General features: G+C 70.1%; 20 protein-coding genes and 1 pseudogene. 11 read left to right on the top strand and 10 right to left on the bottom strand.

Annotated features, from left to right (window positions below):
• Positions 1-36: 36 nt before the first annotated feature.
• The 4 genes from ACFY2X_RS43150 to ACFY2X_RS43135 are packed head-to-tail and all read right to left on the bottom strand — an operon-like array spanning position 37 to position 3,416.
• Positions 37-954 carry an ABC transporter substrate-binding protein gene (locus ACFY2X_RS43150; protein WP_389949922.1) on the bottom strand — a complete coding sequence of 306 codons (918 nt, stop codon included), beginning with the start codon at positions 952-954 and terminating at the stop codon, positions 37-39.
• Positions 955-989: 35 nt separating this feature from the next.
• Positions 990-1,661 (bottom strand): ABC transporter permease, encoded by a 672-nt coding sequence (locus ACFY2X_RS43145; protein WP_389949920.1) that lies wholly within the window; start codon positions 1,659-1,661, stop codon positions 990-992.
• Positions 1,658-2,320, bottom strand: coding sequence for an ABC transporter permease (locus tag ACFY2X_RS43140; protein ID WP_389949917.1), 663 nt, complete (start codon positions 2,318-2,320; stop codon positions 1,658-1,660). The genes ACFY2X_RS43145 and ACFY2X_RS43140 overlap by 4 nt, the downstream gene beginning before the upstream one ends.
• The gene (locus ACFY2X_RS43135) at positions 2,313-3,416 is read right to left on the bottom strand and encodes an ABC transporter ATP-binding protein (RefSeq protein WP_389949914.1); all 1,104 of its coding nucleotides are present in this window, start codon (positions 3,414-3,416) and stop codon (positions 2,313-2,315) included. Before ACFY2X_RS43135 ends, ACFY2X_RS43140 begins: the two co-directional genes overlap by 8 nt.
• A gap of 281 nt (positions 3,417-3,697) precedes the next feature.
• Here ACFY2X_RS43135 and ACFY2X_RS43130 point away from each other — a divergent pair, with 281 nt between their 5' ends.
• The 6 genes and pseudogenes from ACFY2X_RS43130 (at position 3,698) to ACFY2X_RS43105 (ending at position 9,851) form a co-directional block, all read left to right on the top strand.
• Positions 3,698-5,386, top strand: a complete 1,689-nt coding sequence (locus ACFY2X_RS43130; protein ID WP_389949912.1) for a hypothetical protein — start codon at positions 3,698-3,700, stop codon at positions 5,384-5,386.
• 351 nt (positions 5,387-5,737) lie between these two features.
• Positions 5,738-5,863 (top strand): annotated as a pseudogene (locus tag ACFY2X_RS43125) (helix-turn-helix domain-containing protein); the annotation flags it as partial.
• A 62-nt stretch (positions 5,864-5,925) separates the two neighbouring features.
• Positions 5,926-7,092 (top strand): RNA-guided endonuclease TnpB family protein, encoded by a 1,167-nt coding sequence (locus tag ACFY2X_RS43120; RefSeq protein ID WP_389949909.1) that lies wholly within the window; start codon positions 5,926-5,928, stop codon positions 7,090-7,092.
• A gap of 109 nt (positions 7,093-7,201) precedes the next feature.
• The gene (locus ACFY2X_RS43115) at positions 7,202-7,954 is read left to right on the top strand and encodes a hypothetical protein (RefSeq protein WP_389949906.1); all 753 of its coding nucleotides are present in this window, start codon (positions 7,202-7,204) and stop codon (positions 7,952-7,954) included.
• Positions 7,954-9,213 (top strand): sensor domain-containing protein, encoded by a 1,260-nt coding sequence (locus tag ACFY2X_RS43110; RefSeq protein ID WP_389949904.1) that lies wholly within the window; start codon positions 7,954-7,956, stop codon positions 9,211-9,213. The genes ACFY2X_RS43115 and ACFY2X_RS43110 overlap by 1 nt, the downstream gene beginning before the upstream one ends.
• Positions 9,204-9,851, top strand: coding sequence for a response regulator (locus ACFY2X_RS43105; RefSeq protein WP_389949901.1), 648 nt, complete (start codon positions 9,204-9,206; stop codon positions 9,849-9,851). The genes ACFY2X_RS43110 and ACFY2X_RS43105 overlap by 10 nt, the downstream gene beginning before the upstream one ends.
• Before the next feature lie 39 nt (positions 9,852-9,890).
• On the opposite strand, the gene ACFY2X_RS43100 is transcribed toward ACFY2X_RS43105, so the two are convergent.
• Genes ACFY2X_RS43100 through ACFY2X_RS43075 form a run of 6 tightly spaced genes read right to left on the bottom strand, consistent with a single transcriptional unit; the run spans position 9,891 to position 16,409 of the window.
• Positions 9,891-11,063 carry a lipid-transfer protein gene (locus ACFY2X_RS43100; RefSeq protein WP_389949898.1) on the bottom strand — a complete coding sequence of 391 codons (1,173 nt, stop codon included), beginning with the start codon at positions 11,061-11,063 and terminating at the stop codon, positions 9,891-9,893.
• Positions 11,064-11,118: 55 nt separating this feature from the next.
• Positions 11,119-11,529: a MaoC/PaaZ C-terminal domain-containing protein gene (locus ACFY2X_RS43095; protein ID WP_389949895.1), complete on the bottom strand. Its 411-nt coding sequence runs from the start codon at positions 11,527-11,529 to the stop codon at positions 11,119-11,121.
• Positions 11,529-12,488: a bifunctional MaoC family dehydratase N-terminal/OB-fold nucleic acid binding domain-containing protein gene (locus tag ACFY2X_RS43090; protein ID WP_389949892.1), complete on the bottom strand. Its 960-nt coding sequence runs from the start codon at positions 12,486-12,488 to the stop codon at positions 11,529-11,531. The genes ACFY2X_RS43095 and ACFY2X_RS43090 overlap by 1 nt, the downstream gene beginning before the upstream one ends.
• A complete protein-coding gene (locus ACFY2X_RS43085; RefSeq protein ID WP_389949889.1) occupies positions 12,485-13,639 on the bottom strand; it encodes an acyl-CoA dehydrogenase family protein in 1,155 nt (384 codons plus the stop codon). Before ACFY2X_RS43085 ends, ACFY2X_RS43090 begins: the two co-directional genes overlap by 4 nt.
• On the bottom strand, positions 13,639-14,724 hold the full coding sequence (locus ACFY2X_RS43080; protein WP_389949886.1) for an acyl-CoA dehydrogenase family protein: 1,086 nt from the start codon (positions 14,722-14,724) through the stop codon (positions 13,639-13,641). Before ACFY2X_RS43080 ends, ACFY2X_RS43085 begins: the two co-directional genes overlap by 1 nt.
• Entirely contained in the window at positions 14,724-16,409 is a 1,686-nt protein-coding gene (locus ACFY2X_RS43075; protein ID WP_389949884.1) for a long-chain-fatty-acid--CoA ligase, read from the bottom strand. The genes ACFY2X_RS43080 and ACFY2X_RS43075 overlap by 1 nt, the downstream gene beginning before the upstream one ends.
• A gap of 191 nt (positions 16,410-16,600) precedes the next feature.
• On the opposite strand from ACFY2X_RS43075, the gene ACFY2X_RS43070 reads away from it, so the two are divergent.
• The 5 genes from ACFY2X_RS43070 (at position 16,601) to ACFY2X_RS43050 (ending at position 21,461) form a co-directional block, all read left to right on the top strand.
• The gene (locus tag ACFY2X_RS43070) at positions 16,601-17,314 is read left to right on the top strand and encodes a TetR family transcriptional regulator (protein WP_389949881.1); all 714 of its coding nucleotides are present in this window, start codon (positions 16,601-16,603) and stop codon (positions 17,312-17,314) included.
• 131 nt (positions 17,315-17,445) lie between these two features.
• Positions 17,446-18,603, top strand: coding sequence for a steroid 3-ketoacyl-CoA thiolase (locus ACFY2X_RS43065; RefSeq protein ID WP_389949878.1), 1,158 nt, complete (start codon positions 17,446-17,448; stop codon positions 18,601-18,603).
• A gap of 25 nt (positions 18,604-18,628) precedes the next feature.
• Positions 18,629-19,648, top strand: coding sequence for an MBL fold metallo-hydrolase (locus tag ACFY2X_RS43060; protein WP_389949876.1), 1,020 nt, complete (start codon positions 18,629-18,631; stop codon positions 19,646-19,648).
• Positions 19,649-19,685: 37 nt separating this feature from the next.
• On the top strand, positions 19,686-20,360 hold the full coding sequence (locus ACFY2X_RS43055) for a FadR/GntR family transcriptional regulator (RefSeq protein WP_389949873.1): 675 nt from the start codon (positions 19,686-19,688) through the stop codon (positions 20,358-20,360).
• Between the two features lie 87 nt (positions 20,361-20,447).
• Positions 20,448-21,461: an Lrp/AsnC family transcriptional regulator gene (locus ACFY2X_RS43050; RefSeq protein WP_389949870.1), complete on the top strand. Its 1,014-nt coding sequence runs from the start codon at positions 20,448-20,450 to the stop codon at positions 21,459-21,461.
• Positions 21,462-21,608 lie beyond the last annotated feature (147 nt).

Genomic DNA, 21,608 nt, shown 5'->3' with positions numbered 1-21,608 from the left:
CGAGCCAGGCCGTACCGGGTCAGCGATGTCCAAGTCCTAGGCAAGGCCGTTCTGGGTCAGCCAGTCCTTGGCGACCGTGGCGGCGTCGTCCTTGTCGACCGCGACACGCTTCATCAGCGTGGCGAGGCCGGCGGTGTCGAGCTTGGCGGAGATCGCGTTCAGCGTGGTCTTCACGGTGTCGTTCACGCCGGCCTTGTTGACCAGGGGCGCGATGTTCTCCGAGGAGAAGGCGTTCTTGGTGTCCTTCAGCGAGACCAGGTCGTTGAGCACGATCTTGGGGTCGGTGGTGAAGACGTTGCCGACCTGGACGGTGCCGTCCTTGATGGCGTCGGCGGTGGCGTCACCGGTCTTCTTCCACTCCTTGAACTCCAGGCCGTAGGTGTCCTTGAAGTTCTTCTCCTGGCGCGACTGGAACTCCGGCGGGCCACCCACGGCGTAGTTCTTGGAGACCTTGGCCAGGTCCTCGATCGTGGTGAGGCCGTCCTTCGTGGCGGTCGCCTTGGTGACGGTCAGGGAGTTGTTGTCCTCTGCCGCGGCGGGCTCCAGGACCTCCAGCTCCGCCGGGAGCTTCGCCTTGAGCGCGGCGACGACGTCGTCCTTGCTCTTCGCCGTGGCCGACTTGTCGACGAAGGCGAGAAGCGAGCCGATGTATTCCGGCAGGATCGTCAGGCCGCCGCTCTTGATCTGGTCGTAGAGGACCTCACGGCTGCCGATGTTGAGCTTCTTCTCGACCGTCACGCCCTTGGCCTCCAGTGCCTGGGCGTAGATCTCGCCGAGCAGGACGTTCTCCGGGAAGTTGGCCGAGCCGATGACGACCTTCCCTCCGGCCGCGGCGGACCCGGAGCCCGCCGGGCTCGCGGAGGCGCTGGTCAGCGGGTCTCCGCCGCCGCCGCACGCGGTAAGTGTGAGCGCCGCGGACAGGACGACCGCCGCGATGCCGAACAGGCGCTTCATCGTGCTTTCCCTTCTAAAACGGGGGGTAAAAGAGACTATCCTACGGTCTGGCGCTCGCTCACCCCCGGAGAGACCGAAACGCGCTGGACCAGGGTGAACCCCAGCTGGACGACCAGAGCGAGCAGCGCCACGAGGACGGCTCCCCCGATCGTGCGCGGGAAGTCCTTGGTCGCCAGGCCGTCGACGATGAAGCGGCCCAGGCCGCCCAGGCCCACGTAGGCGGCCACGGTCGCGGTCGACACCACCTGGATGGCGGCGATCCGCAGGCCGAGCAGGATGAGCGGCAGCGCGACCGGCACCAGCACCCGGCCGAGGACCTGGCCGCCGCGCAGGCCCATGCCGTACGCGGCGTCGCGCAGTTCGGGATCCACACCGCGGATGCCCTCGTAGGTGTTGACCAGGATGGGCGGCACGGCGAGCGCCACCAGAGGGATCAACACCGGCACGATGGTGCCGACGCCCATCAGCAGCACGATGAGCACCAGCAGGCCCAGCGTGGGAAGCGCGCGGGCCGCATTGACGCTCAGTATCGCCAGCAGCGCGCCCTTGCCAGTGTGACCGATCCACAACCCCAGCGGCACCGCGATCAGCATGGCCAGCAGCAGCGAGAGCGCGGAGAACTCCAGATGCTCCAGCAGCCGTACGGGGATGCCGTCCGGACCGGACCAGTTGTCCGGGTTGCCGAAGAACTCGATCAGCCAGTTCACGCCGCCCCCCTCGCCCTCGACCACGGGGTGAGCAGGCGCTGCGCCAGCACCAGCAGCATGTCGGCGATCCCGGCCAGGATCACGACCAGAACGATGCCCACGATGATCGGGGTGTAGAACTGCCGCTGCCAGCCGTCGATGAACAGGTAGCCCAGCCCCCCTCTGCCCACCAGCGCGCCCACACTGACCAGGCTGATGCTGGAGACCGCGGCCACTCTGAGCCCGGCCAGCACGACCGGCACCGCGATCGGCAGCTCCACCTGGAGCAGCCTGCGCAGCGGGGTGAAGCCCATGGCCACCGCCGACTGGCGCACGTGGTCGGGGACCGAGGTCAGCCCGTCCACCACCGCCGGGAGCAGCACCGCCATGGCGTAGAACGTGAGCGGAACCATGACGGTCGTCCGCGTGGCGAGGCCGGTCATCGGGATGAGCACGATGAAGATGGCAAGCGAGGGCAGGGAGTAGACCACGTTCATGACGCCGACGGCCGGCTGGTAGAGCCAGCGCCAGCGGGCACCGGCCAGCCCGAGCGGAAGCGCGATGAGCAGCCCGAGGATGACCGGCACCAGCGCCATGACCACGTGGTCTCCCAGCAGGACCTGGATGGAGGGCCAGTTGCGCCCGATCCAGTCCCAGCGGATCAGCGGTTCCTCATGCACCGACGCCTCCGGCGACCTTGCCCAGCGCCTCGTCCAGCGCCTCGCGAGTGGCCACGCCCTCCACCTGTCCCTCGCCGTTGACCGCGATCGCGTTCCCCGAGGGGGACAGCAGGGCCGCGTCCAGCGCGCCGCGCAGCGAGTCACGGCCCCGGACGAACGTCCCGTACGGCGCGAGCCGTACGTCCGCCGGCGTGCCGGACTCCGGCAGGTCCTTGACCGCGACCCACCCCAGGGGCCGGTTGTTCTCGTCCACCACGACGAGCCAGCCCTCGGCCGTGTCCCGCACCGAGGAGACATCGGCGGAGACGGGCACGACCAGGTCGGTTCGCAGCCGCAGCCCCTCGTCGGAGACGAACGACAACCGCCGGATGCCTCTGTCCCGGCCGAGGAACTCGCGGACGAAGTCGTCGGCGGGCTGGGCCAGCAGCGTCGAGGGGTCGGCGAGCTGGGCCAGGTGGCCGCCGACGCGGAACACGGCCACGCGGTCGCCGAGCTTGATGGCCTCGTCGATGTCGTGGGTGACGAACACGATGGTCTTGTTGAGCTCGGCCTGCAGCCGCAGGAGCTCCTCCTGCAGGCTCGCGCGCACGATCGGGTCCACCGCGCTGAAGGGCTCGTCCATCAGCAGCACCGGAGGGTCGGCCGCCAGCGCACGGGCCACCCCGACGCGCTGCTGCTGGCCGCCGGAGAGCTGGAAGGGGTAGCGGTCGCCGAGCTTGAGGTCCAGCCCGACTCGTTCCAGCAGTTCCAAAGCCCGCTCGCGGGCCTTCCGCTTGTCCCAGCCGAGCAGGTAGGGAACCGTCGCCACGTTGTCAATGATCTTGCGGTGCGGGAAGAGCCCCGCCTGCTGGATGACGTAGCCGATGCCCCGGCGCAGTTTCGGGGGGTCGATGGTCTTGACGTCCACGCCGTCGAGGAGGATCCGGCCTTCGGTCGCGTCGATCATTCTGTTGATCATGCGAAGGGACGTCGTCTTGCCGCACCCCGAGGGGCCGACGAACACGGTTATCCCCCCCGTGGGCACCTCCAGGCTCAGTTCGTCGACCGCGACGGTTCCATCGGGGTATCGCTTCGTGACATGGTCAAACGTGATCATGCGCAACCTCCTGCCCTCAGCAGGGTTGCAGCTCCCCTGCCACAACCGCCCCATGATCTAACGCCGAACAGCCTACGGTGACCCTTTCCGCTCTGTCTCCCTGCCCTAGATCCGAAGCCACCCTAGACGGCGCATTGCCTATCAAATGGGCACTCAATAGTGCGGAGAACCTCAACGGATCGGCATGATTACCCATATCGTGGGGATCGTCCCTCTCGCACCACAGGCAGCAGGGGCCCCGCGGTCCCCTGCCCTCCCGAACCCTCAGAGGAACCGGTCCCGTGACACAACCGCTCATCGGTCAGCGCTCACGCGGCGAACTGATCGCCGAGCTCTACGACCGTCACGCCGCCGGGCTGTTCGCGTACTGCCACGATCAGCTCGGCGACCCAGGCTCCGCCGCCGACGTGCTGGTGGCCGTCCTCACCGCCGTCCCGGACGTGGAGCCACCGCGTGCCGCGCTCTACGCGCTCGCCCGCCGCGAGATCTACCGGCGGGACGTCCTCTACACGCCACCCCGCGCCTACGGCGACCCGGCGTCCGCCTTCGTCGAACGGGTGCTGCGCGACCTGCGCCCGCACCAGCGCGAGGTGCTGTTCCTGTCCGGCGTGTGCGAGATGACCGTCACCGAACTCGCCTGGGTGCTCGACGTGGCCGCCGACACCGCCGACGAGCTGACCGTCAGTGCCTGCCGTCGCTTCGCCCAGTCGCTGACCCTGAGCCTCGCCTCGGTCAAGGTGCCGGACGACATGACCGACGTGTTCGGCGCCCTGGCCACCGCGCCGATCCGCGACGTGCTCGTCCGCGCCCCCTGGGCCGTCCCACCCGTGGCACTGCGCACCGTCGTGCTCGGGTCGCCGTCCGGTACGGCTCCCGCCCCGGCCTCTCCCATCCTGCAGATCAAGCAGCTCTGGCCGACGACTCCGGCGTGGCCACTGCCGCTGGCCGAGACCGACCCGCTGACCAACACCAGCCTGTTCTCCCCACCGGCACCGTCGTCCCTCCTGGCCCCCTTCTCCCCGCCGGACCCCGACGTGGTCTCCGCGCACGAGGCCGTCACCGAGCCGATGCCCAAGCTCAAGGACTCGATCCTGACCGCCCTCGACGCGGGAATCGCTCCTCTGACCTCCCTGAACGCAGGAACCGCTCCCCTGACTCCCCCGGACTCGGGAACCACCTCTCTGACTCCCCCGGACCCAGCGACCGCCCTCCTGACTCCTCAGGACTCGGGAACCAACTCCCAGACTCCCCCGGACTCGCGAACCACCTCTCTGACTCCCCTGGACTCGGGAACCACCGCCCCGGCTCCCCTGGACCCAGGGGTCGCCCCGCCTCGCCGCCTGCGGTTGCAGCGGCCGAAGCCCCGCCGGGCGAAGCCCCTGCCGGCTCCGATCCCCGGCGACATCCTCGACGACGTCCCGACGTCCGAATTCCCCTCACCCTTCTCCTCCGAGGAAGACCTGTTCCGCCCCCTCACCCCCGAGGCTCGGGCGGCCCTGGTCCACACCGACCGGCTGGTCGCCGCCGCGCCCCGTGAGGAGCCGGTGCCCGTCGCGTTCCAGAACTGGCCCGCCCTCACGGAGCGTCCGGAGACCGTACGGCCTGACAGCCCGCGGCCGGACGGCCCCGAGGCGGAGACGAACGCGCCGGACCACGCCACGACCGGCGAGACAGAGACCACAGAGACCGCGAAGACCGCAGAGACCGCGAAGACCGTGAAGACCACGGAAACTCCGAAGGCGGCGGAGGAAACTGCGGCGGAGGAAACTCCGGAAGCGGTGGAAACCCTCCACCCGGAGCGGACCGGCGGGCGAGCGCGTCGCAGGCACAAGCTGACCAGCCACCGGAACAAGCTGGTCAAGCGCGTCGAGCGCCATCACGACTGGGTGTGGGAGCTGATCGCCTTCCTCATCTGCGTGGCGATCGCGATAACCGTCTTCTTCGCGGTGCCGACCATAGTGACCCCCTGAAACCAGGTCGACGAGCTGCGCTTCGCGGCCGATCGAGATGGAGCGGGAGCCGCTGCGGGGCCTCATCCTGGTGCCATGATCGAGCCGTTGCCGCAGAACGACTTCCCGGTTCGGGGTTCAGAACTGTTTGAGAAAACGCGGGCGAACGTGAGTGAACGCATGTTTCGATGAGGGGGTGAAGCTTGCCCAGTGGGCGCGGTCGCAGGGCATTCACCCGCAAACCGCTTACCGATGGTTCCGGGAGGGCAAGATGCCCGTCCCGACGCGCCGTCTGCCCACCGGCACGATCATCGTGGACGACCCCGGCCCGGCCGACTCTCGCGGGGCCGCGCTGTATGCCCGGGTGCCCTCGTGAAGGTTGCCCAGGCCTACCGGTTCGCGCTCGACCCCACCCCCGCGCAGGCCGCCGCGCTGGCGTCACACTGCGGCGCGGCGCGGTTCGCGTTCAACTGGGGGCTTGCCCTGGTCAAGGACGCGCTCGACCAACGGGCGGCCGAGCAGTCCTCCGAGGTGCCGGACGCGCTGCTGACCGAGGTGCCGTGGTCGCTGTACGCCCTGCGCCGGGCGTGGAACGCCACCAAGGGCCGCATCGCGCCGTGGTGGGCGGACAACTCCAAGGAGGCCTACAACACCGGCCTGGACGGGCTGGCCCGGGCGTTGAAGAACTGGGCCGCCTCCCGCAACGGCAACCGGAAAGGAAACCCGGTCGGGTTTCCCCGGTTCAAGTCCAAGCACCGCGCCGCGCTGTCGTGCCGGTTCACCACCGGCACCATCCGGGTCGAGGCCGACCGCCGCCACGTCACGCTGCCCCGGCTGGGCACCATCCGCACGGCCGAGTCCACCCGCAAGCTCGCCCGCCACCTGGAACGCGGCACCGGCCGGATCCTCTCGGCCACCATCCGCGCCGAGGGGGGCGCTGGTTCGTGGCGTTCACCTGCCAGATCGACCGCACCGACCGCGCCCCGACCCGCCCGGACGCGGTGGCCGGGGTGGACCTCGGCGTCAAGGCACTGGCGGTGCTGTCCACCGGCGAGACGATCGACAACCCCAACCACCACCGCGCGGCGCTACGCCGGTTGCGCCGGTTGAGTAAGGAGCTCGCCCGCCGCGCCGGGCCGCGCACCCCGGACGGGAGCAGCCGCGAGGCGTCGAAGCGCTGGCACAAAACCAAGGTTCACCTGGGCAAGACCCATGCCCGGGTGGCCGGCCGGCGACGCGACGGCCTGCACCAGCTCACCACCCGCCTGGCGGCGACCTATGGCACGGTCGTGGTCGAAGACCTGGACGTGGCCGGGATGCTGGCCAACCGCCGCCTGGCCCGCGCGGTCGCCGATGCCGGCATGGCCGAGGTGCGGCGGCAGCTCGCCTACAAGACCGTCTGGCGCGGCGGCAGGCTTGTTGTGGCCGACCGCTGGTACCCCTCCAGCAAGACGTGTTCCGGCTGTGGCGCGGTGAAAGCCAAGCTCGCCCTGTCGGAGCGCACCTACGCATGTACCGCGTGCGGACTCGTCCTCGATCGGGATGAGAACGCCGCGCGCAACCTGGCCGCGCTGGCGGCCGGGTATGAGCACGACGTCGCCCAGAGTTGCGGGGAGACGGTAAACGCCCGTGGAGCCGGTGTGAGACCCGCCGATGGTGGGCGGTCGGCGGAGAAGCGGGAACTCCCTCCGGGAGAACGTTCGCGGCGTAAGTCGCGGGCTGCCTGATGTGTGCTCACATTCGATCACACTTCAGGTAACGGTAGAAGTTCTTCTACCTCGAACCGGTCAACAACCCCATCGCCGCCCCATCGGAGCGGTCACGATCATGGAAGGCATGAGCGAATCAGCGGAAATGATCGATGTCAAGCGGCAGCTTCGGCGGATGCGGGCTTACACCCTCATCGTGTCGGCGGCCACGGTGGTGGTGTGCGGAGCGGCGATCGGAGGAAGCCGGGCGGCCGTCGCGGAAGGCGGGGGCACGGCCAAGTTCGACGAGATCGAGGTCAAGCGGCTCAGCGTGATAGAGGAGAACGGCAAGCCGCGCATGGTCCTGACCAACAAGAAGAAGTCACCGTCCGCCGTCGTCAACGGGGTCGAGTTGGGCAACGCCGGGACACGGCCAGGGATGATCTTCTACAACGGTGAGGGGGACGAGTCCGGAGGGCTCACCACCGACACCACCGACGCCGACGGCAAGTCTCTGGCGTACGGACACCTCTCGTTCGACCAGTACAAGCAGGACCAGACCCTGATGCTCCAGTATGTGGAGGAGCAGGGGAAGCGGGGCGTGGGGCTGCGGGTTCAGGACCGGCCCGACGTGCCCATGACGGACTACTTCGAGGAGTTCAAGAAGGTCCAGCAGATGCCGCCCGGTCCGGAGCGCGACAAGGCGAGGGCGGCACTTGAGAAGAAGTACCCGGCCCCGCAGCGGGTCTTCCTGGGCAAGACCTTCGAGAAGGCGTCCGCCCTGATGCTCGCCGACGGCAAGGGGGCGCCGCGCATCATGCTGCGCGTGGGCGAGGACGGCGATCCCCAGATCCAGTTCCTCGACTCCAAGGGAAAGGTAACGCGGACGATCAAGGGATGATGGCCGACACTCGAACCCCCTGGCAGGTGATCACGGGGAACCCGCTGCGGTTCCTCGTGTCGCCATGGCCGTGGCGAGCGCTCGCCTACCTGCTGACGACCCTTCCCAGCGGGATCTTCGTGCTGTTGGTCAACACCGTGATCGAGCGCGCGGAGCTGGTGACCGGGGTGATCATCGTGCTCGTCATCATCGTGATCAGCGTGCCGGTCGCGTTCTTCGAACGACGGCGGCTGCGGCTGATCGATCCGGTCGCCGCCCCTTCACCGCATCGGCCCTCGCCGTACGCCTCCCGGCGGGCCCGCCTGAAGGCTCGCCTCACGACGCCCGCCACCTGGCGCGAGGCCGGGTACACGCTGCTGTGGGCCACGGTCCTGCCCGTGGTCGACTTCCTCGCCGTGCTGTTCTCGACGACGCTGGTCATCACCGGCGGCTATGGCTTCATCCTGTGGCTCATCGCCGACCGGCCGTTGAGAATCATCGGGACGGTCCGTGTCGCGGACGCGCCGTCCGTGATCATGTTGACGAGCGCGCTCCTGCTGGTCGGCCTCATCGGTGGCGCGTACCTTCTCACCCTCCTCGCCGCCGCCCAGGGAGCGCTCGCGCGAAGCCTGCTCACCGTGCCCCCCGAGGAGCGCATGACCGAGCTGACCCGGTCGCGGGCGCGGCTGGTCGACGCGTTCGAGGCCGAGCGGCGGCGCATCGAGCGGGATCTGCACGACGGCGCCCAGCTCCGGCTCACCGCCGTCCTCATGCAGCTCGGCCTCGCACGGCTGGACGTCCACGATGATCCCGAGCGTACGGCGAGAGCCATCGACGCCGCCTATGATCACGCTCAGGCGGCGGTACACGAGCTGCGCGGGGTGATCCGAGGCATCCATCCCGCCACGCTCACCGATCGGGGCCTGGCCGTCGCCGTCGCCGAGCTCGCCCGCCACTGCCAGATCCCGGTGAGAACGGACATCGACCTTCCCGAGCGGCCCCCGCCCGGGGTGGAGGCGGCGGCCTACTTCTGCGTCTCGGAATGCCTCACCAACGTGGTCAAGCACAGCCGGGCAGGTCATGCCACCCTCAAAGCCCGGCGGGTGGACGGCCGTCTCGTCCTGGAGGTCGGCGACGACGGAATCGGGGGCGCCGATCCCGCCGCCGGAAGCGGGATCACCGGCCTGGCCGACCGGATCGGCGTCCTTGACGGCGTCTTGTCGCTCAGCAGCCCGGCGGGAGGGCCGACGATGATACGGGTGGAGATCCCATGCGATTGATGATCGCCGAAGACTCGGTGCTGCTGCGGGAGGGCCTGTCCGGGATTTTCACCCGGTTCGGCTGCGAGGTCGTCGCCGCCGTCGGGAGCGCGGAGGAGCTGCTGCACGCCGTCGCCCGCGAGGTGCCCGACGTCGTCGTGGTGGATGTCCGCATGCCCCCGTCCTTCCGCGACGAGGGGCTGCGTGCCGCCATCCGGTTGCGAGGCGACCACCCCGAGCTCGGCATTCTCGTGCTGTCGCAGTATGTCGAGGAAGCCGCCGCAGGAGAGCTGCTGGAGGCCGGCATGCGCGGAGTCGGCTATCTGCTCAAGGACCGGATCGGCGCGGTCACGCAGTTCGTGGAGGACGTCCGCCGGGTGGCCGACGGGGGCACGGTCATCGATCCGGACGTGATCCACCAGTTGCTCGTCCACCAGCGCGCCCACGATCCGCTGGACGCGCTGTCCCCCCGCGAACGCGAGGTGCTCGCCCTGGTCGCGGAGGGCAGGTCCAACGGCGCGATAGCCCAGCGGCTGTTCCTGTCCGAGGCAGCCGTCGCCAAGCACGTCACCAGCGTTTACACCAAGCTCAACCTCGGGCCGGACGCCGAGGACCATCGCCGCGTCCTGGCCGCGCTGACCTTCCTGCGTTCGCGATGACCCGGGCCGAGCGGATCCGGGCCGATCCGCTCAGTCCGCTCAGTCCGCCGACAGGATCAGCCCGCTGGTCGGGACGCCGGTTCCGGCGGTGACGAGGACGTTGCCGACGTTGGCGAGCTGGTTGGCCGAGGTGCCCCGGATCTGCCTGACGGCTTCGGCGATGCCGTTCATTCCGTGGATGTAGGCCTCGCCGAGCTGCCCTCCGTGCGGGTTGACCGGCAGGTGGCCGTCGATCTCGATGCCGCCGTCGGCCACGAAGTCGCGTGCCTCACCGCGCCCGCAGAAGCCGAGCTCCTCCAGCTGGGTGAGCACGAACGGGGTGAAGTGGTCGTAGAGGATGGCCGTCTGGATGTCGGCGGGGCCGAGCCCGGCCTGCTCCCAGAGCTGACGGCCGACCACGCCCATCTCCGGCAGACCGGTCATGTCATCGCGGTAGTAGCTGGTCATCATCATCTGACCGGCCCCGGCCCCTTGGGCGGCGGCGGTGATCAGGGCGGGCGACCTGCGCAGATCCCTGGCCCGCTCGGCGGAGGTGATCACCAGCGCCACCGCGCCGTCGCTCTCCTGGCAGCAGTCGAGCAGGTGCAGCGGCTCGGCGATCCACTTGGAGGCCTGGTGCTCCTGGAGCGTGATCGGACGCCCGTGGAACCAGGCGGCCGGGTTGGTGGCCGCGTGCCGGCGCATGGCCACCGCCACCCGGCCGAAGTCCTCGGACTTCACGCCGTAGACGTGCATGTATCGCCGGGCGAACATGGCGACCCACGCCGCCGGGGTCATCAGCCCGTACGGCACGTGCCAGCTCATCTCAAGGCCCTGGGACGAGGGTTCGCCGCCGATCCGGGCGTCGGGCTGGCCGAACCTGCGCCCCGAGCGCTCGTTGAACGCGCGGTAGCAGACCACGGTGCGGGCGACACCGGTGGCGACCGCCATGGCGGCCTGCAGCACCGTGCCGCACGCCGCGCCGCCGCCGTAGTGCACGCGGGAGAAGAAGGACAGGTCGCCGATGCCCACCTCGCGGGCCACGGCGATCTCCTGGTTGGTGTCCTGGGTGTAGGTCACCAGGCCGTCCACGTCCGCGGGGCTCAGACCGGCGTCGTCCAGCGCCGCGAACACCGCCTCGGCGGCGAGCTGGAGCTCGGACCGGCCTGACTGCTTGGAGAACTCGGTCGCGCCGATGCCGGCGACAGCCGTACTCCCCGAAAAGGAGACCACGCTGATGAGACCTTTCTGCCTGCGGAGATCGAGCGGGGAGCCTGCGGGATCGCGGTCAGCGATCGGGGAGGGCGAAGCGGACGGTGCCGGAGGCGTGGTCGCCGAGGCTGACCGCACCCCGGACCTGGACCGTGAACTCGTCGTCGTCGCACGCGACGACGGTGCCGGTGAAGATCAGCGTGTCGCCCGCGTAGGCGGGCACGCCGAGCTTGACGTTGATGCCGCGGATCAGTGCCTCGGGGCCGGCCCAGTCGGTGACGTAACGTTCGACGAGGCCCATCGTGGTCAGGATGTTGAGAAAGATGTCCTTCGACCCCTGGGCCCTGGCTCCTTCGACGTCGTGGTGGACCGGGGTGAAGTCCATCGTCGCCAGGGCCGTCGAGACGACCGCGGTGGGAGTCAGCTCGATCTTGAGGTCGGGGAGGACGGCTCCGACCTCGATCTGGTCTTCGGTCAGTGTCCGCATCACGACTCCCGGGGGACCCACATCGGCAGGATCAGCTCGTCGTCCATCTGGCGATACGTCACATGCAACGGCATACCGATACCCACTTCTTCAGGTGGACAGTCCACGACATTCCCCACGATCCGCACACCTTCCGGCAGTTCCACCACGGCAACCACGAAAGGCGTCTTCCGTCCCGGCACCGGGGGGTTGTGGTGCACGACGTAGCTGTAGACCTCGCCCTCGCCGCTCGCCACGACGTGCGTCCGGTTGACCGAACGGCACGACGGGCAGACCGGTCCGGGAGGATGCCGGAGCTCGCCGCAGTCGGCGCATCTCTGAATTCGGAGCTCGCCCTTGACAACACCTTCCCAGAAGAACGCGGTGTCCTTGTTGATCGCGGGCTTCAGCGGGTACGGCTCGCGCGTCTCGGGCTTGGTTTTCCGCTCCCGCGGGCGAAACTTCAATACCCGGAACAGCATCTCGGCCACGGCCTCGTCCCGCGAGTACCACGTGACGTTCCAGGTCACGAAGTAGCCCTCGCCGAGTGCCGTCTGCTTCGGCCCGGAGAACCCGGAGAGCCGGGTGGCCGGAACCGGCCGCTCGCCCAGTTTCAGGTAGCGGTGATAGGTCTGCTCGCAGTTGGTCGCGACCACACCGGTGTAGCCGCCCGCGTTCAGCGCCTTGAGCACGTCGTCGACCGGGGTGACCACCTGCTTGCCGTTCCTGCTCATGCCGGGCATGGTCCAGACCTGGATCATCGCCGGGGGCGCCACGATCTCCCCGTGCACGCTGCCGGCCGCGGCCTCCGCATCTGTGTAGAGCGGGTTGGCGTCCCCCATGGCCTCGACCCAGTGCCGGATCATGGGGATGTTCACCGGGTCCGCCGCGGCGACCCCCCGGACCTCGCCCATCTCGATCTGCCGTTTGGCCAGTGCCGTGAGTCGGCCGTGAAGGGTGGACTCCGCCGTCGCCGTCATCGGGGCGGCCTCGGCAGGTTCAGGCCGAGCATGGCGATGAGCTCGCGCTGGACCTCGTTGACACCACCGCCGAAGGTGAGCACGATCGCGCCCTTGACGCCGTGGTCGAGGCGGTCGAGGAAGTCGGCCGTCTCCGGGTCGGCCGGGTCGCCGAAGCGGGCCAGGACGTCGCCGACGATCCTGCCGACGTCCTGCATCCGCTCCGATCCGTAGATCTTGGTGGCCGAGGCGTCGGGAGCGCCCAGCCAGCCCAGGTCCATGTTCGCCGCGACCTGCCAGTTCAGCAGCTCGTTGGTCCGGAAGTAGGCGTAGACCTGGCCGAGCGCCCGCCGCACGGCGGGCTCCTCGATGAGCCCGGTGTTGCGGGCCCAGCGCAGGAACCGGTCGTAGGTGTGGGCGATGTTGCCCGCCGGGCCGAGCGTGACCCGCTCGTGGTTGAGCTGGTTGACGATCAGGTCCCAGCCCTTGTTCTCCTCCCCCACCACCATGTCCACCGGCACACGCACGTCGGCGTAGTAGGTGGAGTTGGTGTGGTGCCGCCCGTCCATGGTCACGATGGGCGTCCACGAGAAGCCGGGGTCGGCGCAGTCGACGATCATCATCGTGATGCCCCGGTGCTTCTTGGCGTCCGGGTCGGTGCGGGCGGCCAGCCAGACGTACTGGGCGTAGTGCGCCCCCGAGGTGAAGATCTTCTGGCCGTTGACGACGTAGTGGTCGCCGTCACGCACCGCGGTGGTGCGCAGGGACGCCAGGTCGGTGCCCGCCTCGGGCTCGCTGTAGCCGATCGCGAAGTGGCACTCTCCCGCGAGGATGCGCGGCAGGAAGAACTCCTTCTGCGCCGCCGTGCCGTACTGCATGAGGGTGGGACCGACGGTCTGCAGCGTGATGATCGGGTAGGGCACCTCGGCGCGGGCGATCTCGTTGGCGAAGATCTGCTGCTCCAGCGGGCCGTATCCGCCGCCGCCGTACTCCTTCGGCCAGCCCAGCCCGAGCTTGCCGTCGCGGCCGAGCCTGCGGCAGTGCTCCATGTAGGCGTGGCCGAACGGGTCGGTGGAGATCTTCTTGCGCTCTTCCTCGGTCAGACAGCCTTGGAAGTATTCGCGCAGCTCATCCCGGAGCCGCTTCTGTTCGGGGGTCAGATCGATCAGCATCAAACAAGCGCTCCGATCGTGTCGAGCCGGGCTTCCACCCCGCCCAGCAGGTGGGCGTGGTGCTTGCCCCAGGCGAAGTAGCGGTGCAGCGGGTAGGTCACGTCCAGTCCGATCCCGCCGTGCAGGTGCTGGCAGGTGTAGAGCGCCTTGAGCGCCGAGTCCGTCGCGGTGAAGGCCCCGATGGCCAGGTCCATCTCGGCCTCCTCCACCGCTCCCTCGGCCAGCCGCCAGGCCCCGGACCAGACGGCCACGTCCAGCGCCCGGCCGGCGACGTAGACGTCGGCGATCTGCATGGTCACCGCCTGGAACTCGGCCAGCGCCCGGTCGAACTGCCTGCGGGTCCTGATGTAGTCCGTGGTCAGCGCCAACGCCCCGGCCAGCACCCCGGAGGAGACGGCGATCATTCCGGCCAGCGCCAGCCGCAGCAGCCCGCGGAACGCCTCGCCGTCCTGCTCGCCCACCGGCTCGCCCGGGGTGTCCTCCAGCGTGAGCGTGGCGGCGGGCTCGCCGGTGGAGACGGAGGCCGCTCGCAGGGCCGCCGCGCCGGGGGCGACCAGAAACAGGCCGACGCCGTCGTCCGTGGCGGCGGGAACGAGGATCTTCGACGCCTCGGCCGCGTAGAGCACCGTGCTCTTGCGCCCGTCCAGCCTCCATCCGCCGGCGTCCCTGCGGGCGGTCGTGGTGGGGGTGGCGCCGAGGTCGCGGCCGGGCTCGTGCAGCGCGGAGGTCAGCACGAGCTCGCCCTCGGCCAGCGGGGCCAGCGCCTCGCGCTGCTCGCGGGAGCCGTACCGGGCGATGGTCATCGCCGTGACCAGGCTCTGCTGGACGGGAACCGGGGCCACATGGCCGCCGATCTCCCGCAGGACGACCGCGAGCTCGACCGGCCCGAACCCCGCGCCGCCCGCCTCCTCGGGGAGGCAGACCCCCAGCATCCCGGCCTGGGCGAGGCACCCCCAGAGGCCGGCGTCGTACGGCGCGCCGCTCGCCTCGTGGGCGTCGAGACTGCTTGCGGTCACCTCCCGGCCGAGCAGCTCGGCGGCGAGTTTACGCAGGTCACTTTGTGTCTCATCAAGGTTGAAATCCACTAGCGCTCCAGGAGATGCCGCCGGCCGTGCCGGGTGAACTCGTCGTCGATCCCGGCGATGTCGCCGGGGGTCAGCGGTCGCCATCCCCGCTGCCCGGGTGCCCGCCACCAGACGGGGTCGCCGGTGTGCCAGGCCTCCTCGGCGAGGATCCGCTTGATGACCTTGTTCGAGGGGGTCTGCGGTAGTTCCTTGCTTATGCGGATATATCGGGGTACGGCTTTCGCCCCGACGTCCTTCCTGCCGGCCAGGAACTCCGCGAAGGCCTCCTGGTCGAAGCCGTCGTCGAGCACCAGGGCCGCCATGACCTGATCCCCCGCCACCGCGTCGGGCACCGGGTAGACGGCCGCCTCGACCACGCCGGGAAACTCCCGGACGATCGTCTCGATCGGCGCGACCGCCAGGTTCTCCCCGTCCACGCGGAGCCGCTCGGTGCCCCGCCCCGCGAAGAACACGTAACCCCGGGAGTCGGCGTAGGCCAGGTCGCCCGACCAGAACGCCCCCTCCCTGACGCGCTCCCGGTCGGCCTCGGGGTCGTTGTAGTAGCCGTCGAACAGGCCCTGCCCCCGGGTGTTGACCAGTTCCCCGATCGCCTCGTCCCCGTTGAGCAGCCGCCCGTCCTCGATGACCGCGGCCGGGCACATCTCGCCGCTGACCGGGTCGCGGATCTCGATTCCGTCGGGCAGCCTGCCCAGGCAGCCCGGCGGTCCCGCGGGATCGGGGCTGATCGCGATCGCGGTCTCGGTGGATCCGAACGCGTCGATGACATGGCATCCGAACCGCTCCCCGAACCGCCCGGTCGCGGTGGAGCTGCCCTCGTTGCCGAAGGCGATCCTGAGCGTGTTGTCCTTGTCATCGGGAGACTCGGGGGTGGCCAGGACGTAGGAGAGCGCCTTGCCGACGTAGTGCAGATACGTGACGCCGTAGCGCCTGACGTCGGGCATCAGCCCCGACGCGGAGAACTTCCGCCGGATCACCAGCGCGGCGCCGGACGCCACCGCCGGCGCGTACGCCGCCATGATCGCCCCCGAGTGGAACAGCGGCATCGAGCAGTAGACGACGTCCCGCGGTGACAGCATCGCCGCCAGGTTCGTCCCCGGCACCGCGATCTTCCGTTGCGTGACCCTCACCGCCCGGGGCCGGCCCGACGTCCCCGACGTGAAGATCAGCATGACCAGTTCGTCCTCGTCAGCCCCGGTGGAACCGGGCCGCACGGCACCGGGCCGCGCGAAACCAGCCCGCGTGGAGTCCTCCCACGTGGAACCGGACTGCGCGGAGCCGAGCCCCTCGGAGCCGGGCCGCGCGAGAGGCGGCGTCCCGCTCCGGAGCCGGGCGACCTCCTCCGCGAGCTCCGCGTAGGCGGGTTCGTGGACGATGAGGTCCACATCGGTCGCGTCCGCGTCCCGGGCCAGCTCCCCGGCGCTCCTGGTCGTGTTCAGCGCGACGACCACGTGGCCCGACAGGGCCGCACCGCCCACCAGGAACACCATCTCGGGAACGTTGTCGAGGAGCGTCCCGACGTGCACGGCCCGGCCCCGGACGTCCGTCCGCGCGTCCATCCACGCCGCCTTGGCGCGGCATTCCTCGACGTACTCGCGCCAGCTCCACACCCGGTCCTCGAAGAGCAGCCCGGGCCTGTCGTCCCCGGCGCGCTGCTCCAGCAACTCCGCCAGCGTCTTCCCGGACATTACGCCTCCCAGCAATGATGCTCAGGCCAGCCGTCCGCAAACTAGAACAGATTCTACTATTTGTCCAGAGGCAACTATTCGCAACAAGGCATGACATGCCGCCGTAACACATAATTCCGCGCAAGGGCTGGGCATCCTTGTGACCGGCGAGTAACCCATCGAAGTATCCGGAAATCAGATAACGTGTTCTCATGCGTACCCCGCATGTGACCGCCGAGGCGCCGGTCGTCTCGCGCCTCCCCAACCGGCCCGCCCCGGGCGAGGCCGGACCGGCCAAGACCAAGGGGGCACCCGGCGTGCAGAGCGAATCGGCCTCCACCGGCGTCCGCACGCGGAGCCAGCACCAGCGGCGCAAGCGCATCGTCCAGGCCGCCGCCGCCCTCGCCTCGCGCGGCGGCGTCGAAGCCATGCAGATGCGCACGGTCGCCGAGCGCGCCGGGGTCGCCCTCGGCACCCTCTACCGCTACTTCCCCTCCAAGATGGATCTGGTGGTCGCGGTCGTCGGCGAGGAGATCGACCTCCTTGAGAACAGCATCGAGCGCCGCCCGCCCAGCGCCGCCACGCCCTCCGGACGCGCGGTCGACGTCCTGATGCGCGCCACCCGCGGCCTGATGCGCGAGCCCGAGCTCGCCGACGCGCTCATCCGCTCGCTGATCATGGCCGAGGTGGACACCCCGTTCGGGGATCGCATGGCCGGCCTGCTGCTACGCGTCTCCGGAGACGACCTCACCGTGGAGACCGCCACCGAGGAGCAGTTCGCCCTCGCCGGCTCGCTGGCGAGCGTCTGGGTGCACGAGCTCCTGGAGATGCTCCGCGGCCGCCGCACGTACGAGCAGATCCAGCGCCGAATCGAGATCGCCGCCACCCGTCTTCTCTCCGATTTCCAGATCCCTTCTTCCACCTGAAAGTAGAACGCGTTACAGTCACAATCGAAAGGTGACTAGAGCAACGTTCTGGAGCGACGCGCGCGAACAGGCCGGCGAGCACGAGGCCGCTCGCGGATCCGTAGCTCCGAGCCGTCAGGCGAGGAGATCGTATGGGTGCAGTGATCGTCGAAGCCGTGAGAACCCCCATCGGCAGGCGTAACGGCTGGCTGGCGGGACTGAAGCCGCAGGCGGTGCTCGCCGCGGCACTGACCGGCCTGGTGGACAGGTCGGGGATCGACCCGGCGATCGTGGGCCAGGTCTTCGCCGGATGCGTCACCCAGGCGGGCGAGCAGGGTGGCCACGTCGGGCGGTACGCCTGGCTCTACGCCGGCCTGCCGTACCAGGCGGGCGTGACCACGATCGACGCGCAGTGCGGCTCCTCCCAGCAGGCCGTGCACCTGGTCGCGGCGCTCATCCAGTCGGGTGTCATCGACGTCGGCATCGCCTGCGGCGTCGAGGTGATGAGCCGCGCGCCGCTGGGCAGCAACGTGCTCCCGGCCAAGCCCCGGCCGGACGACTGGGCCATCGACCTGCCCGACCAGTTCACCGCCGCCGAGCGGATCGCGCAGCGGCGCGGGCTGACCCGCGAGCGGCTGGACCGGTTCGGCGTCCGGTCCCAGCGGCTGGCCGCCGAGGCGTGGGCCGAGGGCCGGTTCGACCGGGAGATCGTCAAGGTGACCGCGCCGGTCCTCGACGAGGACGGGCAGCCGACCGGCGAGAACCGCACCGTGGACAGAGACCAGGGGCTGCGCGAGACGACGGTCGAGGGGCTGGCCAAGCTCAAGCCGGTGATGGGCGACGAGGGCCTGCACACCGCCGGCACCGCGTCGCAGATCTCCGACGGCGCGGCGGCGGTGCTGCTGATGAGCGAGGAGGCCGCCGCCCGGTACGGCCTGCGCCCCCGGGCCCGCATCCTCGCCCAGGCGCTCGTCGGCGCCGAGCCGTACTACCACCTGGACGGGCCGGTGGACGCGACCGCCAAGGTCCTGGCCGCCACGGGCATGACCGTCGAAGACATCGACCTGTTCGAGGTAAACGAGGCGTTCGCCTCGGTCGTCCTCTCCTGGGCGTCGGTGCACCAGCCGGACATGGAGCGGGTCAACAGGAACGGCGGTGCCATCGCGCTCGGGCACCCGGTCGGCGCGACCGGTTCGCGGCTGATCACCACCGCCCTGCACGAGCTGGAGAGGTCCGACTCGTCGACCGCGCTGGTGTCGATGTGCGCGGGCGGAGCGCTCGCCACCGCCACCGTCATCGAGCGCCTCTGAGAGGCGCCAGTAAGGAGCACCACAGGTGAAATCCCTCCGCAGGCCGTACAGCGAGCAGCGCACGACAGACGCCGGCGGCGGGGTGTGGAGCGTACCTGTCCCGATCCCGGGCAACCCGCTCGGCTACACGCTGGTCTACGCGATCGAGTCGCCCGCCGGGCCGGTGCTGATCGACGCGGGCTGGAACCACCCGGAGGCCTGGCTGGCGTTGCGGGACGGGCTGGCCGCGGCCGGCATGAACATCGGCGAGGTCCGGGGGGTGGTGGTCACCCACTTCCATCCGGACCACGCCGGGCTGGCCGGGCGGGTCCGGGAGGAGTCCGGGGCCTGGATCGCCATGCACGAGGCCGACATCGCGCTGGTCAGGCTCATGAGAAATTTCGAGGACGGCGCGCACCGCGACTTCCAGGCCGACATGCTGCGCCGGGCCGGGGCGGGCGCGGTGGAGGTGGAGGAGGTGACGGCGCACCGGCCCCAGCCGCCCGCGCTGCCCGACCGGACGCTCCACGACGGCGACCTGATCGACCTGCCTGGACGCACGCTCCGCACGGTCTGGACCCCCGGGCACACGCCGGGCCACGTCTGCCTGCACCTGCGGGACGCGGATCGATTGTTCACCGGCGACCACGTGCTGCCGGGCATCACCCCCCACATCGGCGTCTATCCCTACGACCGCACCGACGTGAACCCTCTCGGCGACTTCCTGGACTCTCTGGAGAAGGTGGTCGCCCTGGGCGAGCTGGAGGCCCTGCCCGCCCACGAGTGGACGTTCCCCGACGCGGCGGCCCGCGCGGCGGCGATCCGCGCGCACCACGAGGACAAGCTCGTACGGCTGGTCGCCCTGCTGGCCGAGGCCGGCGAGCCCCTCACCATCTGGGAGACGGCCGGCCGGATGACCTGGAACCGCCCCTGGGAAGAGCTCCCGGCGATGCTGCGCGGCATGGCCGCCGGAGAGGCCGCGGCCCACCTGCGCGCCCTGGAGGTCCGGGAGGTGGTCCGCCGGATCGCGGGGCCGGATCCCGTTCGCTTCGCCCTACACTCGTAGACATCCGATGTCTGCGGGAACCTGAGGACGGTGAAGCGTGGCGGTCACCGACGCCGCTATCGACAAGATCAAGCAGATGATCCTCTCAGGCGAGTTGTCCCCGGGCAGCAGGCTGCCGAAGGAGGCCGACCTGGCCGACCGGCTCGGCCTGTCGCGCAACTCCCTGCGCGAGGCCGTCCGCGCCCTGGCCCTGATCAACGTGCTGGACGTGCGCCAGGGTGACGGCACCTACGTGACCAGCCTGGAGCCACGGCTCCTGCTGGACGCGATGTCGTTCGTGGTCGACTTCCACCAGGACGACACGGTGTTGCAGTTCTTCCAGGTCCGGCGGATCCTGGAACCGGCCGCGACCGCGATGGCCACGACGCGGATGACCGAGGCCGAGATCGGCGAGCTGCGCAAGATCCTTGACGAGCTGCCCGCAGACCCGAGTGTCGAGCAGCTCGTCGCCAACGACCTGGAGTTCCACCAGCGCATCGCGGCGGGCTCGGGCAACACGGTGCTGTGCTCCCTCATCGAGAGCCTGTCGGGCCCCACCACCAGGGCCCGGATCTGGCGTGGCCTCACCCAGGAGAACGCCCTGGAGAAGACCCGCGAGCAGCACATCGCGATCTGCGACGCCATCGCCTCCCGGCAGCCCGAGGTGGCCCACGCCTGGGCGACGGTCCACATCGCCGGCGTGGAGGAGTGGCTCCGCAACGCCCTCGGCTGACCCGATCGCCCGCCAATCGCCCGTCAAGAAAGATCACAAAGCCGTACGCTTGGGGCGGACCGGTCCTGCGACCACGAGGATGACCCCATGCAGCCACTCGGCGAAGCCGACTTACGGGTGGTGGCCGCCCTGCAGGTGAACGGGCGCGCCACCTGGGACAGGATCGGCCGGGCGCTGGGCGAGCCGATCCGCAACGTGGCCCGGCGGGCGACCCGGCTGATGGAGTCCGGCGTGCTCTCGGTGATCGGGGTGGTCGACGACCGGCGGCTGGGCTCGGTCGTACTCCGGACGCGCTGCCGTCCCGGATCGGCGATCGACGTGGGCCTGGCCCTCGCCGAGTTGCCGGAGACCCGGTTCGCCACGCTGGTCTCGGGTTCGGCGGACTGTACGGCGGAGCTCTCCGTGGCCGACGACGCGCTGGCGGACCTGCTCCTCCGGGACGTCCCGGCGATCGACGGAGTGGTGGAGAGCGTCGCCTATCCCGCGTTGCACTACTTCAAGACGCCCCAGCAGTGGCACCTCGACCTCCTCACCCCGCAGGAGGTCGAGGGCTTGCGTGAGCGGTGGGCGCCACCGCCGGAGCGGTTCCACCGCACGGGCGGGAAGCCCTCTGCCGAGGACGAGCGGATCATCGCGGCCGTGGTCACCGACGGCCGCGCCACCCACGCGGAGGTCGCGGCGGCCGCCGGGATCAGCGAGTCCACGGCCCGCCGCCGCCTGGACTCCCTGCTCCGCCAGGGCGTCCTGCGCATCCGCGCCGAGATCGAGCCCGCCTACCTCGGGCTGCCGGTGGAGGCCGTCCTCTGGCTCCGGGCGGCCGGGGGCGAGGTGGAGGCGGCGGGACACGCGCTGGCCGGCCTGGCGCAGGTCAGATATGTCGTCGCGGTGGCCGGTGACCACCAGCTCGTCGCGCACGTGGCCGTGCCCGGCCGGTTCGAGCTGTATGAATCCCTCCGCGAGATCGGCGGGCTGCCCGGTGTGCGGGCGGTCGAGACGACCATGATGCTCCGCCCGCTCAAGCGCGGCTTCATGATCAAACGAGACGGCCGGGTGCACCGCTGGGCAGGCCCGCACGTCCCGGCACGCGAGGCCACCGGGTAGACCCCGGCCCACGTCGTCACGTGGAACCCGGCCCACACCGTCACATAGGCCCCGCCCCGCGCCGCCAGGTAGAACCCCGCCCTACACCGTCACGTGGAACCCGGCCCGCGCCGCCGCAACGTCGCCACCGCGCCATCACCACCACAC

Source organism: Streptosporangium sp. NPDC000396, assembly GCF_042898655.1.
GTDB lineage: Bacteria > Actinomycetota > Actinomycetes > Streptosporangiales > Streptosporangiaceae > Streptosporangium.
Note: the sequence above shows the minus strand (reverse complement) of the source record. Positions and strands in the feature narration are given on the sequence as shown.